13 protein-coding genes are annotated in these 13,671 nt (G+C 54.8%); 5 read left to right on the forward strand and 8 right to left on the reverse strand.

From position 1 onward, the window contains the following. Window positions 1–291: 291 nt before the first annotated feature. A complete protein-coding gene (locus EDD77_RS15870; RefSeq protein ID WP_058963060.1) occupies window positions 292–918 on the forward strand; it encodes a TetR/AcrR family transcriptional regulator in 627 nt (208 codons plus the stop codon). A gap of 69 nt (window positions 919–987) precedes the next feature. Here EDD77_RS15870 and EDD77_RS15875 read toward each other — a convergent pair whose 3' ends face one another. The 6 genes from EDD77_RS15875 to EDD77_RS15900 form a co-directional block, all read right to left on the reverse strand. Next, window positions 988–2,571, reverse strand: a complete 1,584-nt coding sequence (locus EDD77_RS15875) for a HAMP domain-containing sensor histidine kinase (RefSeq protein ID WP_077138474.1) — start codon at window positions 2,569–2,571, stop codon at window positions 988–990. Continuing rightward, the gene (locus EDD77_RS15880; RefSeq protein WP_058963058.1) at window positions 2,549–3,259 is read right to left on the reverse strand and encodes a response regulator transcription factor; all 711 of its coding nucleotides are present in this window, start codon (window positions 3,257–3,259) and stop codon (window positions 2,549–2,551) included. The genes EDD77_RS15875 and EDD77_RS15880 overlap by 23 nt, the downstream gene beginning before the upstream one ends. A 96-nt stretch (window positions 3,260–3,355) precedes the next feature. After that, window positions 3,356–4,666, reverse strand: a complete 1,311-nt coding sequence (locus EDD77_RS15885) for an ABC transporter permease (protein ID WP_058963057.1) — start codon at window positions 4,664–4,666, stop codon at window positions 3,356–3,358. Next, window positions 4,653–5,381, reverse strand: a complete 729-nt coding sequence (locus tag EDD77_RS15890) for an ABC transporter ATP-binding protein (RefSeq protein WP_058963056.1) — start codon at window positions 5,379–5,381, stop codon at window positions 4,653–4,655. The genes EDD77_RS15885 and EDD77_RS15890 overlap by 14 nt, the downstream gene beginning before the upstream one ends. Further along, a complete protein-coding gene (locus EDD77_RS15895) occupies window positions 5,378–7,006 on the reverse strand; it encodes an efflux RND transporter periplasmic adaptor subunit (RefSeq protein ID WP_058963055.1) in 1,629 nt (542 codons plus the stop codon). The genes EDD77_RS15890 and EDD77_RS15895 overlap by 4 nt, the downstream gene beginning before the upstream one ends. A gap of 110 nt (window positions 7,007–7,116) precedes the next feature. After that, on the reverse strand, window positions 7,117–7,983 hold the full coding sequence (locus EDD77_RS15900; RefSeq protein WP_058963054.1) for a LysR family transcriptional regulator: 867 nt from the start codon (window positions 7,981–7,983) through the stop codon (window positions 7,117–7,119). A 120-nt stretch (window positions 7,984–8,103) separates the two neighbouring features. On the opposite strand from EDD77_RS15900, the gene EDD77_RS15905 reads away from it, so the two are divergent. After that, window positions 8,104–8,673, forward strand: coding sequence for a chromate transporter (locus tag EDD77_RS15905; protein ID WP_058963053.1), 570 nt, complete (start codon window positions 8,104–8,106; stop codon window positions 8,671–8,673). Beyond that, complete coding sequence (locus EDD77_RS15910) at window positions 8,670–9,242, forward strand: chromate transporter (protein ID WP_058963052.1); 573 nt, start codon at window positions 8,670–8,672, stop codon at window positions 9,240–9,242. Before EDD77_RS15905 ends, EDD77_RS15910 begins: the two co-directional genes overlap by 4 nt. 68 nt (window positions 9,243–9,310) lie before the next feature. Here the strand turns inward: EDD77_RS15910 and EDD77_RS15915 are convergent, their stop codons facing one another. Both EDD77_RS15915 and EDD77_RS15920 read right to left on the reverse strand, forming a co-directional pair. Next, complete coding sequence (locus EDD77_RS15915) at window positions 9,311–9,631, reverse strand: DUF1904 family protein (protein ID WP_058963051.1); 321 nt, start codon at window positions 9,629–9,631, stop codon at window positions 9,311–9,313. Window positions 9,632–9,669: 38 nt separating this feature from the next. Then, entirely contained in the window at window positions 9,670–11,109 is a 1,440-nt protein-coding gene (locus EDD77_RS15920; protein WP_058963087.1) for an alanine/glycine:cation symporter family protein, read from the reverse strand. A 154-nt stretch (window positions 11,110–11,263) separates the two neighbouring features. On the opposite strand from EDD77_RS15920, the gene EDD77_RS15925 reads away from it, so the two are divergent. Next, window positions 11,264–11,920, forward strand: a complete 657-nt coding sequence (locus EDD77_RS15925; protein WP_058963050.1) for an HAD hydrolase-like protein — start codon at window positions 11,264–11,266, stop codon at window positions 11,918–11,920. A gap of 33 nt (window positions 11,921–11,953) precedes the next feature. Beyond that, window positions 11,954–13,585: an SGNH/GDSL hydrolase family protein gene (locus EDD77_RS15930; protein WP_058963049.1), complete on the forward strand. Its 1,632-nt coding sequence runs from the start codon at window positions 11,954–11,956 to the stop codon at window positions 13,583–13,585. Window positions 13,586–13,671 lie beyond the last annotated feature (86 nt).

A 13,671-nucleotide genomic window follows, 5' to 3' on the forward strand; every position in this document is an offset into this window, starting at 1 on the left:
GACAAGACCTCAGCTTTGCTATACCTTTTTTGAACCATCCCTTTTTCACCACCACCATTCATTTTCGGGGTTGATTTTTAATAGTTAATCTTTCTCTTTCTCAAACACAGGATGGCAAGAAACTGAAAATATGCTATACTGAAAGCAGTTGTACAGCGTCTTTGCGATTATTTTAACAGCGTTTTTTTCGCTTGAATACCATTAAAATCCGCGGCTTTGCTGCTTATCCAACAAACGCCGGGTGGGTGTTGTTTATCTTGAAAAAAGCCAGAGAAAGAGGTCGGAGCGTTCATGAACAAAACGGATTTGCGGGTGGTCAAAACCCTGGCCCAGATTGATCGGGCATTGCTGGAGTGTCTGGAACAGACGCCTCTGCAAAAGCTCACGGTGGATCAGCTGTGCCAGCAGGCCATGATCAACCGGTCCACCTTCTACAAATATTATCAGGACAAATACGACCTGATGGATCAGTATCTGGCCCGTACACTGCAGGAGTTCCGCCGCCAGATGGATGTTGCTTTTGTGGAGGCTTCCGCCCAGAATATCCACAGTCTGGTGTATCAGAAAAATTTTGAAAAGGCCCTGCAATACCTGCACAAAAACAAGGCCCGCTACACCTTGCTGTGGAGCGGGGCGATCAATCGGCCGGTATTCACTGAAATGGTACAGGTCATCCATGACAACATTCTGGAAAAACTCCGTTTCTGCGGTTTACAGGGCACGCAGGAACGATATGTGGATCTGTATGCCCAGCTTCTCGCTTCCAACACCATGACGCTGGTGCGCTGGTGGTTCCAGTATGAAAGCGAGATCAGCATGGAGGAGGTGCAGCAGATCATGGTAAACAATATGAAAGAGGGAATCTTCGGCGCCTTTCGTCAAACAGTGGATGGCATACCGGGGAATCTGCGAAAATAATAAACGCCGGGCGGTTCCGCAATTTTCTACGGAGCCGCCCGGCGTTTTGTTGGTTGATTAAGAAGCTGGTCAGGCCAGAGGGATGGTAAGCCGGAACTGGGTGCTTCGGCCCGGCGAAGGTGGCTGCACCAGCTGAATGGTGCCACCGTGTGCCGTTACAATCTTGTGGCTGATGGCAAGCCCCAGGCCGGAGCCCTGACGGGTACCGCGGGATTCATCCCCAACCACAAAGGGATCAAAAATGCAGTCCGCGATTTCCGGCGGGATGCCCACGCCATTGTCGGCCAGATCAAGCACTGCCTGATTTTCTTCGCGATGCAGTTCGAAGAACAGGGAAGTGCCTGCAGGATTGTGTTTCACAGCGTTGGACACAATATTCTCCAAAACCCGCAAAAAGGCGGTTTTGTCCAGCATGCACCAGATGGATTCATCCGAGATTTCAATCTCCGGAACAAAGCCGCCCAGCTCCAGTTCATTGTATTTGGATGCCAGATATTCCCGCAGAACCTCACACAAATCCAGCCGTTTGATTTGCAGCGTAAACTGGGGATGCTCCAGCTTGCTGTACTCATGGAAGGTATCGATCAGTCCGGTGAGACGGGTGGATTTCTGGTAGATGGTGTCCAGATATTCCGGCTGTTTTTCCGGAGGGATCAGTCCGTCGCAGATGGCTTTTGCGTAACCCCGAATCACGGTAATTGGCGTTTTCAGATCGTGGGAAATGTCTGCCAGCAGTTTTTGCCGGTTGTCCTCCAATGCCTTGCGCTGGCGTTCGCTTTCAGCAAGCTGGGCAGAAAGCTGATTGAAGGCACTGCAGATCTGCTCGAATTCCCGGGGCCCCCGGCATTGGATGGGCTCCGGGTCATTCCGCTGAGCCAGCTCGGTGAAGCCCTTCTCCAGCCGCTTGAGCGGGCCGCATACCTTGCGGCTGAGCCAGAGTGCCATTGCCAGAAGCACCAGAACATACAGCCCCAGAAACAGAATCAGTGTTCGGCTCCAGACCATACTCAGGTGGGCATATTCTTCATTGCGCAGAATCTGCTCGTACAAAATAAGCCAGCGTGCCTGACCGTCCGCGCTCTGGAAGGGGTGTTTCCAGATATAGTAACCATAGGGGAGTGTCTGGGTCAGGTAGCCGTAGGCTTCGTCGCTCAGGGTGTCGGAATCCATACCGGGGATGGAACCGTAAAGGATTTTGTGGTCAGCATCCAGCACCACCGGGGTCTGGTAGGATACACTGGAAAAGCCGTCGTTTGCCACCAGTGTCATCTGGCGGCCCTGTTCATCGTACCAGTAGGTGACCGTGGGGTAGATATACTGCCCTTGCAGAGGAATGCAGGCGAGCTCTTCCGCGGAAAAATCGGAACGCTTCTCGTCGGAAAAAAGCACGGTTCCGTTTTCGTCCACCACGGCAATGCTTCCGGTGCGCCCCAGAAGAGTGCGTGTGGGGAACTGGTCATATTTTCCGCTCTCCAGCAGGCTGTCATATTCACTCAGATCCCGATCGGATAGACTGATGACAGTGCGGCTGCTGTCCTGCAGGGCCCAGAACAGCAGAACCACCGCAACTACCACCAGCAGCAGTGTGAAAATGGCAAAGCTGCGCAAGAGCACCGAAAAATAACTGGATTTAGTTCGTTTCCACCGCTTCAATTTTATATCCCAATCCTCTCACAGTTTTGATGAAGCACGGATGCCGCGGGTCATCCTCGATCTTGTCCCGCAGTTTGGAAATGTGCACCATCATGGTGTTTTCATCGCTTTCAAAGTAGGTTCCACTCACTGCCTCGTAAAGCTGAACCTTGGTGAAAATGCGTCCCGGTGCGCGCATCAGACAGCTGAGAATTTTGTACTCCGTGGGGGTAAGGGAAATGGGGGCGCCGTTTTTGGTCAGGCTCATGGCGTCCAGATCCAGCCGCAGCGGCCCCAGCAGAAGAACGTTGCTTCCGGGCAGAACAGGGGAGGTGGGGTTCAGCTGGTAAAACCGCCGTAGATTGGCTTTTACCCGGGCAATGATCTCCAGCGGGTTGAAGGGTTTGGTCAGGTAATCGTCCGCTCCCAATTCCAGCCCCAGAATTTTGTCGTTGTCGGTGTTTTTGGCCGAGAGAATCAGAATGGGCATATTGCTGATGGCGCGCAGCTCACGGGTGAGTTCGTAGCCGTTCATGCGGGGCATCATGATATCCAGCACCGCCATGTCGATGGATTCGGTGCGTGCCAGATCCAAAGCGGTGGCGCCGTCCGGGGCACAGAGCACCCGGTAACCGCTGCTTTCCAGATACAGCTTGACCAGAGTGGTGATGTCCTGGTCGTCTTCCGCGATCAAAATGGTGTGCGGCATAACTTGTGACCTCCGTTTAAAAAATCAGGCCGGAGCCTTAAGCTCCGGCCCGTTGCTTTTATTGTACAGCATGCAACTGCCTGTGAAAAGAAAAATTTATTCGTAGCGCAGTGCTTCAATAGGATCCAGCCGGGCGGCACGCTTGGCGGGGTAGTAGCCGAAGAATACGCCGATGGCCATGGAGAACAGAACCGCGATCAGCGCGGCAGCGAGCGATGGCTTGACCGGATAATGCATGAGCATCGCACCGGCACTGCCAAGACCTACGCCCAGCAGTACGCCGATGAGCCCGCCGATCAGGCATATAATGATTGCCTCCACAATGAACTGGAACAGAATTACCCGGCCTTTCGCGCCAAGCGCCATGCGGATACCGATTTCCCGGGTGCGCTCGGTCACCGATACCATCATGATGTTCATAACGCCGATGCCACCCACCAGCAGACTGATGGCAGCGATGGCGCTGATGCCCAGCTTTACGCTCTGGGTCATCTTGTTCATGGATTTTACCACCTCGTCCAGGCTGGAAACCGAAACGTTGAAATTGGGGTTGTGGCTGTAAAAGCTGTTGAAGAACTCTCTGGTACGATCCATAAAGATTTGATTGTTCACGTCCTCGCGGGACTGGAGGGTTACGGTCTGATATCCGCCGTCCCGCTGAAGCAGCTGGAACCCGCTGCCCACAGGAATATAAACGTTGGTGTCCAGATTTCGGGTAATGGTCTGACCCTTTGCCGCCTTGTATTCATACACCCCAATGATATAAAGCCGAAGGGGAATATTGCCCACATCGGTTTTAAAGCTCTTTCCCAGAGCGCTTTCCGGCGTTGCCTTACTGCCGAAGTACTGGGAGACAAACCGGTCGCTGACCACCGCCACCGCCCGATGGGAAGTGCTGTCCGCGTCGGTGATGAACCGGCCGGCCAGCAGTTTCATCTTGTCCAGAGTCTGTTGGCCGGGGGATACGCCCATCAGCTGACCGGAGGCCTTGTAGCGGCCGGAAACCACGCGGATGTTGCCAAAGTTCTCGCTTACCGCCACTGCCTGCAGCTGATCGGCGAATTTTTTCTGGTATTCCTGCAGCATGGCATCGCTGATACGGTCGCTGGCGGAGGGCTCTTTATATTCGAAGGATTCAAGCAATTTATCCAGCTCTTCGCTGTCTCCAAGAGTATCGAAGGAGCCGGATGCAAACGGGTCGTCCTTCTGTACCACGGACAGTGTCACGTCCCGGGCGCCGAAGCTGGACATTTCCTGAGCCAGCGAGCCGGACAGGGAATCGCCCACCGTGATAATGGCAATCACCGCGCTGATACCGATGATGATGCCCAGCATGGTCAGAAGAGCCCGCAGTTTATTGGCTCGCAGGCTGGTCAGTGCCAGCCGCACGTTCTCAAAAATCGGCATGGTCGGGGGTCTCCTTTCTCCGGTCGGAAATGATATTGCCATCCTTCAGGGTAATCACCCGGGGGCATTCGGAGGCAAGCTCCTGACTGTGGGTGATGAGCACGATGGTTTTGCCCTGCTGGCGGTGCAGATCATGGAAGATGTCCATCACATGGCGGCTGGTTTCGGAGTCCAGTGCGCCGGTGGGTTCGTCCGCCAGTAGAATGGACGGGTCGTTTACCAGACTGCGGGCGATGGCCACGCGCTGTTTCTGGCCGCCGGAAAGCTCGTTGGGCTGATGAAACCGCCGCTGTTCCATGCCAACCATGGTCAGCAGCTCTCGGGCACGCTGTTCCCGCTGGCGAGCTCCGACCCCCGCATATAGCATGGGCAGTTCCACATTGCGCTGGGCAGTGGTGCGCCCGATCAGATTGAAATTCTGGAATACAAACCCGATTTTTTTGTTGCGAACCTCACTCATCTCATCCCGGCTTGCACTTTGAACGTCCACGCCGTCCAGCCGGTAGGTGCCTGCCGTGGGCTGATCCAGTACGCCGATGATGTTCATCAGGGTGGATTTGCCGCTGCCGGATTCGCCCACGATGGCAACAAACTCACCGGGATACACGGTCAGGTCAATGCCGTGCAGGATCTCCAGCTCGTTTTCCTTGCCCACGTTATAGGTTTTCACGATGCCCCGCATCTCGATCAGTGGGGTCTGGAACACCTGGTTCATTCCGCCACCTCCCCGGTGGAGGAGCTGGCAGAGCCGTCGGCAGCAGGAGCGGAGGTGTCATCCGCAGGCAGGGAAGCGCCAGTGTCCGGCATCTGGGATGCGTCGGCCAGAATCTCCATGCCGTCCTGCAGGGAAGCACCGCTGACCTCGATTGCGTAGTCATTCTTCATACCAGTGGTCACGTTTACCGGCTGGAATTCGCCTTCACCCTGGCGGGCATAGATCACATCCTGGCCATTGTCGCCGGGGGCCACTGCATCCAGAGGAACGGAATACACGTTGCTCTTGGAAGCCAGAATGATCTCGGCCTTGGCCTTGCTGCCGATGAAGATGTTTTCCGGGGTATCAATGGAAATGTCTGCGGCAAAGCCGGAGGCGCTGCCTTCGCCCTCGCCACTTCCGGCGGTGGGAGAAATGCGGGATACCGTGCCGCGCAGCGCGCCGCTTGCAGCATCGCTGGTGATGGTGGCGGGCATACCCAGCTGCACCTTATTGATGGCGTATTCCGGAATGCTCACCGAAAGAATCAGCTGATCGGTGGACTGAATGGTGGCCACATCACCCTTGCAGATGCTGCCCACATTTACCTTGAGATCGGTGATCTTGCCGCTGGTCTCGGCCTTCAGCACCGTGTCGTCCAGACTCTTTTTCAGATCATCCAGCGCCTTGCTGTCCACACCTTTTTTCAGCTGCTTGTCGGCCTCCTGCAAAGCGGAAACGGCGTTGTTGATGGTGGTGTCACAGGCATCCAGCGCCTGCATACGGGCTGCATCGGCCTGCTTGTATGCGCTTTCAGCAGTATCACGCTCTGCTGCAGCTGCATCATAAGCCTGCTTGGCAGTGTTATAGGCCTGGGTGTAGCTTTCGTAGCTGTAAAGAGTACGGGCGCTTTCCAGTGCAGCATTCTTTTCGTTCAAAGCAGTGTCTGCATTCTGGTAGGCCAGATAAGCATCGCCCTCCGTGGCGCCGCCGGCAGCAATCCAGGCATCATAGGCTTTCTGTCGGGCATCCGCGGCGGCGTCTGCCTCCTGCTGTGCAGCGGATACCGCCTTTTCCATTACTTCATAATTGGCCTTGGCGGTATCGTAGGCAGGCGTTACGGCACTCAGTGCACTGGAGGCCTTGTCGCGGGCACTGCGGGCAGCTTCCACCAGAGTATCCTGGTTTTTCCGCTCATTATCCTTGGCGCGGCGGGCTTCGTCCACCTGCGTGGCCGCCTTGTTGTAGGAATCCTGTAAGCGCTGCTTTTCCTCGCCCATTTCCTTTTCCTTATCCTGAATGGCGCGGCGGATGTCGGTATCGTCCAGTGTGCAGATCACATCGCCTTTGTTCACATGGTCGCCCACCTTCACATTCAGGCTGGTAACTTTGTTGTTCAGGGCAGTGGTGACCGAAGAGACCTGTGCGCTTTGAACAATGCCGGAAACGTTCACCGATTCGTTCAGATCTTCTTTTTTCAGAAATACGGTGCGGGCATAGGCCAGTTCCTCGGATGCAGTGCTTTTGGAAGCGCTTATCCGGGCGCGAATGGTAAGGGTACCGCCCACAGCCAGAATGCCGGCCAGCAAAATTGCGGCTGCTGCACGTTTATGCTTCAAAACAGGGGAGAATATTTTGATCGACATAATTTTCGACTCCTTTTTGCGCTGGTTGTTTGTGTTACGCAAAAAGGATACCGCACAAATCTTCAGTATGCCTTTAAGTGTACCTTAAGATTTGTAAAGGTTTTCCGGCATTACTGTTCCTCCTGGGTGAAACGGATGAAATTCCGGGCGGCTGCCCCGGTGTAGTGCCCCTGAAGTGTGACCGCACAGATCTCGCTGTACAGCTCTTTTGCCTGAAGAGGATGAATCTCGGTGCCGGGCTGGAGCTCACAGGTTGCGGAAAGGGGCGTGCATGCCACGCCAAGCCCTTCCCGGGCCAGGCGGAGCACGGTATGAGAATCTTCACTGCAGCAGAGTACCTGCGGTTCAAATCCGGATTCTGCGAAAAAGCGCATCAGCATAGGTTCCCACCGGCGATACAATAGCAGCGGCAGGTTCGCCAGAGCCATGGGAGAAATGGAGCCCTCCGCTCCGTCAAAAAAATGATGCCGCCCCACAGCACACATGGGTTCGCTGCAGATGGGGTGAATGTTCAGCCCCTGCCCGGAAAAGGGACGGCGAACCAGTGCCAGATCAATCCGCTGGCTGCGCACCAGCTCCAGCAGTCGGAAAGAATCCCGTTCGGTCAGTTCCAACCGTACCTGAGGATATTGTTCATGAAACCGGGCTACCCATCGGGGCAAAAGGCTGGTGCTCAGTGAGGAGACCACCCCGATTCGGAGCAGTCCTCGGCCGCCGGCCTGCAAATCAGCCATTTCCCGTTTCAGGTCGGCACATTGCTGTAAAATGGCCTGTGCCCGCTCATAAAAGAGTTCCCCTGCCGGAGTCAAGTGAAGATGACGGGTATCCCGTTCAAAGAGCGGGCAACCCAGTTCATCCTCCAGCTTTTGAAGCTGCAGGCTGAGCGGTGGTTGCGACATATGCAGCTTTTGTGCTGCGGCAGTGATCGTACCTGCCTGCGCGATGGCTGTAAAATAGATAAGCTGACGCAGTTCCATGTCAAACACCTCAATATTTATATGGATAACATATAAATATCACACAAATAAAATGTTTTCAATATTTTAAATGATGTGCTATCATAGTAGCGTGAAATCAAACAAGGGGGGATCTTTTCCATGAAGAAAGCACGGATTCTCTGGGATCTGTTTTTCACCTTCATGCAGGTAGGCGGCCTGACCTTCGGCGGAGGGTATGCCATGTTGCCCATTCTGCAAAGAGAGGTGGTGGAGAAACGCGGCTGGGCAACAGACGAGGAGCTCACCGATTATTTTGCGGTGGGGCAATGCACACCCGGTATCATTGCTGTAAACACTGCCACGTTTGTTGGTCAGAAGCAGGCGGGGATTCTGGGTGGTATTGTGGCCACTCTGGGGGTTGTTGCCCCTTCGCTGGTGATCATTTCGATTCTGGCCGGGTTCATCAATACCTTTGCGGAACTGGCAGTGGTGAAAAACGCTTTTGCCGGAATCCGGGTGTGTGTCTGCGTGCTGATTTTCAATGCAGTGTGCAAGCTGTGGAAGGGTTCGGTGAAAAGCAGGCTGGCGCTTGTGATTTTTATGGTAGTCACGCTGGGGTCGCTGTTTCTCGATCTGTCTCCCATTCTCTTTGTGGTTGTGGCCACTGTGCTGGGAATCGGTCTGGAGCAGTTCAAGACGTCGAGCCGTAAAAAGGAGGGGGAAGCATGATCCTGCTGCAGCTGTATTGGGAATTCTTTAAAACCGGCCTGTTTGCGGTGGGCGGCGGTCTGGCCACCCTGCCGTTTCTTTCTCAGATGGCAGATAAAACCGGCTGGTTCACACAGGGCCAGCTGATGGATATGGTGGCGGTTTCGGAATCCACGCCGGGCCCCCTCGGCATCAATATGGCCACCTATGTGGGCTTCAGCACCAGTGGCGTTCCCGGTGCTCTGGCCGCCACGCTGGGTCTGATCACCCCGTCGATCATCATCATTCTGATCATTGCCTCGTTCCTGAAGGCATTCCGCTCCAACCGTTATGTGGACTCGGCATTCCGTTGTCTGCGGCCGGCTTCCACCGGTCTGATTGCAGCCTCCGGTCTGTCAGTGGCGGTGATTACCTTCTATACGGCTGTTCCTGCGGGAATTCTGGCGGGGGTTCAGTGGAAGGCGGTTCTTCTTGCGGTTCTGCTTCTTGTGGTTACCCGGGTGATTCCGCAAACCAAAAAACTGCACCCTGTAATCTGGATTGCACTGTCCGCTTTGCTGGGCATTGTGTTCTCCTTTGCAGGTGCGTAAACAGACAAAAATAAAAACGAGCCCGGTTCACAGCCGGGCTCGTTTTTTAATTGAAGGGTATTGAGTTGTCAGGTCTCAAATTCATAGAACCGGTCCGGCTGGAGTGTGGTGAAAATCACCTGCACCAGGGAATATCCCAGTTCAAAGGCGGTATCCCGCAAAATGCCGGCGACCTCTTCCCGAACATTGTCTGCCCGGTCGAACCAGGAAACCTCAATAATGGGGAAACCGGCAGTCTGCTGTCCACCTGCGTAAAAGGTGGTGGGAACAAGCTCAAAAATCAGCCAGTCCTCCGGGCAGCCAATGGCGGAGGAAAGCTTTTGGCTCAAAGCAGGGGTTACGGTTTTCATCTGCGAATCGGTGAAGCCTTTTACGGTAATCTGGGGCATACGGGGTCGCTCCTTTTTGTTTTATTTTCCTTATTCTATCACACAGGGCTGCTTTGCGTACAGTCAGGTCGCTGTTTTGAATGGAAAAACCGGTATGTTTCCCCAAAGATCTGCGGCGAAAGCCAGAGTACGGCCAGCAGATTGGGCAGAACCATGAGCCCATTAAAGGTATCGCTGATCTGCCATACAAGATCCAGTCGTGTCACACAGCCAATCACGATGCAGGCCAGATACAGCAGTTTGTAGGGGACGATTGCGCCGGAACCAAACAGATATTCCACTGCCCGTTCGCCGTAATAGCTCCAGCCCAGCAGGGTGGAAAAGGCAAACAGCACCAGACTGATGGCAATCAGCATACCGCCGCCCGGTCCCAACACCGAGCGAAAAGCGTCGGCGGTCAGTGCAGCTCCATTGGGCAGGCCGGCAAAGGTTTCGGTGCCCAGTGCAGCGGAATACACCACGGGATCGTATACGCCAGAACACAGAATCGCCAGTGCGGTGAGGGTGCACATGAGAAGAGTATCCACAGCCACCTCAAAAATTCCCCACATTCCCTGAACCACCGGCGGGCTGCCGGCGGCGGAATTGGCCAACACTGAAGAACCGAGCCCGGCTTCGTTGCTGCTCACCCCTCGCGCAACGCCAACCTGCAGCGCCTGTTTCACGCTGTATCCCGTCAGTCCGCCAAGGCCAGACTTCCAGCAAAAAGCCTGTTGTAAAATACTGTGCAGCACTTCGGGAATCCGTTGCCAGTTCACAAGAATCACGCACACAGCTGCTGCGGTATATCCAATTGCCATAAAGGGAACCAACCGTTCTGTGATCTGCCCCACACGCCGGATACCACCCAACATGGTAAAGCCCACTGCTCCGGCAACGACCAGACCGGTGAACAAAGGGGGAATGTGAAAGGAATCCTGCAAACCGCTGGCGATGGAATTTGCCTGAGCCATATCACCCATACCCAATGAGCCCAGAATACAGAAAAATGAAAACAGAAGTGCCAGCCAGCGGCAGCCAAGCCCCTGTTCAATATAAAACATTGCTCCGCCAATGGGCTCACCCTTGGCGTTTTTCCCCCGGTAAAGCCCGGCCAGCAGATTTTCCGCATAACCGGTCATGGTGCCGAAAAAAGCTGAAATCCACATCCAGAACACGGCGCCGGGCCCTCCGGCCGCAATGGCGGTGGCGACCCCGGCAATATTCCCGGTACCCAGCGTTGCGGCCAGGGCTGTACAGGCGGACTGGAAGCCGGTAATTCCGCCGGTTCCGGGTTGCTTGCCTTTTTCCTGCCCGGAAAGCGAGGCACCCAGTGTGGAGCGCCACCACAAAGGCAGATGCCGAAGTTGGAAAAAGCCCGTTCCCACACTGAAAATCAGTCCGGCGGCAGCCAGCAGAAGGAGAGTGGCCGGCCCCCAGGCAAACCGGCTGAGCAGGGAATTGCACCAGCCCAGCCAGCCTGTGAAATGTTCTGCCATAAAATTCCCCATACCGTACTCCTTTTTGCTTTTTGCCATAATAATATGTGCTGATTTGACCAATGCAGAACACAAAACCGGCAAAAAGGCTGCGGGTGGATTGTAGATAAGGCTTTTTGGTGGTATAATAGATAAAATTGTGTTTAAGGATGGTATGATCGTGGTACGATATGACGCAGTATTGTTTGATGTGGACGGCACACTGATCCATTCCAGCCCGGGAATTCTGGCGACAATGGAATACACGTTCCGGCAGATGGGAATTGATCCGGCAGGCATTGATCTGACCCGTTATCTGGGGCCGCCGCTGCGGCGCAGCTTTGGCGAACACTTCTCCGATGAGGCCACTGTGGAAAAAATGGTGCGCATCTACCGGGATCGTTACGAGCAGGACGGCTGCCATCGCTGCCAGGTGTTTGATGGCGTTCGCCCCATGCTGGAACGCCTGAAAGCGGCCGGTGTGCGGTTGTATACCGCCACATCCAAGCCCACAGTGGTGGTTACTCCAATTCTGCACGAGCAGGGTCTGGCCGGTTATTTTGATTTTATCGGCGGCGCCAGCGAGGATAAAAGTGTGGACACCAAAACCGCAGTCATGCGCATGGTGCTGGACCGCCCGGAACTGCAGGGAGCCCGAGTATTGATGGTGGGCGACCGAAAAGATGATATGCAGGGCGCAGCAGATTGCGGCGTGCCTGCAGTGGCAGTGATGTACGGCTACGGCAGCGAACAGGAGGTTGCGCCTTTCGCACCGGTTCTGATGGCACAGAATTGCCAGCAGTTGGCTGATTACATATTGAATGTGGAATAAAACGACCTTGAGAACCAAAAAGGAGGCATACCCATGGCTAAGAAAAGAAGGAAGTCTTCTAATCTCAGCTTAACCCCCAAGCAGAAGCAGGCCGCGCTTGTGCTGGCCATTTGTGCACTGGTATTGATCATAACCATTGTGGCTGTGGTGATCATTGTAAACACATCTCACAGCGCGAAGGATCCGTCCAGCACCTCTTCCAGTTCTTCCCAGGCAGTGCTGGATTCCGGTTTTGATGCCAGTGCCTATGGGGATACCGTTCTGGGCGAAACCGATGATGCAGGCGAATCCTATATCAACGAAACGATTTTTGTGGGTGATTCCAACACCTATCGCTATTACCAGAACGGCCTGCTGCCCCTGGATCAGGTGATGGCTGTGGAAGGCCTGGGCATCCAGCAGCTGACCACCGATAAATCCATCTACTTCAAGAACGACAGCACAGCTTACTCTATCCCCGAGGCGCTTGCAAAAATGAAGCCCCGCCGGATCATCGTAATGATGGGTACCAACAATGCGGACGGCAGCATGAGTGCAGACAGCTTCGCCAGCAGTTACGAGTCGGCACTGAACGCCATTGTCACCGCATACCCCTATTGCGATGTGATTGTGGCAGCGGTACCGCCCATCCCGCAGGACCACAGCAATTATCCCAACATGAGCCAGGAAACCATCAACGAATTCAATCTGGCCCTGGTGAAAATGTGCCAGAAGAACGGCTACAAGTTCCTCAATATTTCCGAGTTGCTGATGGGCGAAGATGGCTATGGTCAGGACCGTTACTACCAGCAGGGTGACATTCACCTGAAGAAGGATGCCCTGAACGGCATTATGGACTATGCCCGCACCCACGCCTGGACCGGCACGGAAGATCGTCGTCCGGATACCGATAACATTCCCACCCGTGTGCGCAATGGCGGCACTTCCAGCGGCTCTACGCAGGCAACTGCAACCCCGGATCCCAATGAGACCTTCACCGCCCAGTACAATGTGGATAAAAACGTGGGCGGCACGCTTACCAGCGGTGACATTTCCGGTAAAACCAGCCTGAAGTTTGAGGATCTGACCAAAGATGACAGCGTTACCGTAAAAGCTGTTCCCGCTGATGGCTATGAATTTGTGAAGTGGAGCGATGGCAACACCAGCCCCACCCGCACCGATAAGAGCTTCAAGCAGAATGTGAATGTGACCGCCATGTTCAGCGCCAAGCTGAGCATCTCCTTCAAGGAAGGCAGCTCTGCCACCATCAAGGAAGGCACCAGCTATACCCTGCATGTGAGCGCCGTAGGCGGCGATGTGACCGATGATAATGTGCAGTGGACGGTAAACGGCGAAAAGGTCAAGACCGGTTACAGCTACGGTCAGAGCAGCTGGTCGGCCGGAACCTATGACATTACCGCCACCATTAACATTAACGGTAAGCTTTCTTCCGCTAACTTCAAGCTGGTTGTGGAAGCGGCTCCCACTCCGGAGCCCACAGCAGCGCCCACGCCCGCACCCACACCTGCACCCACTGCCGCACCCACTCCGGCTCCGACGGCGGCACCCACACCGGTACCTACTCCGGAACCCACCGCAGTGCCCACGCCTGCGCCCACGGAAGTGCCGACACCCACAGAGGTTCCTCCCGCAGCCTCGACAGCTCCCGAAGGACAGCAGGGCTAAACAAGCCAAAATCACTCTTTGTCACTGATACGCTAAAAGGACCCGCTCTGCCCGGCAGGGCGGGTCCTTTTTCCTGAAAGAATCAA

This window comes from Allofournierella massiliensis (assembly GCF_004345265.1).
Taxonomy (GTDB): Bacteria; Bacillota; Clostridia; order Oscillospirales; family Ruminococcaceae; genus Allofournierella; species Allofournierella massiliensis.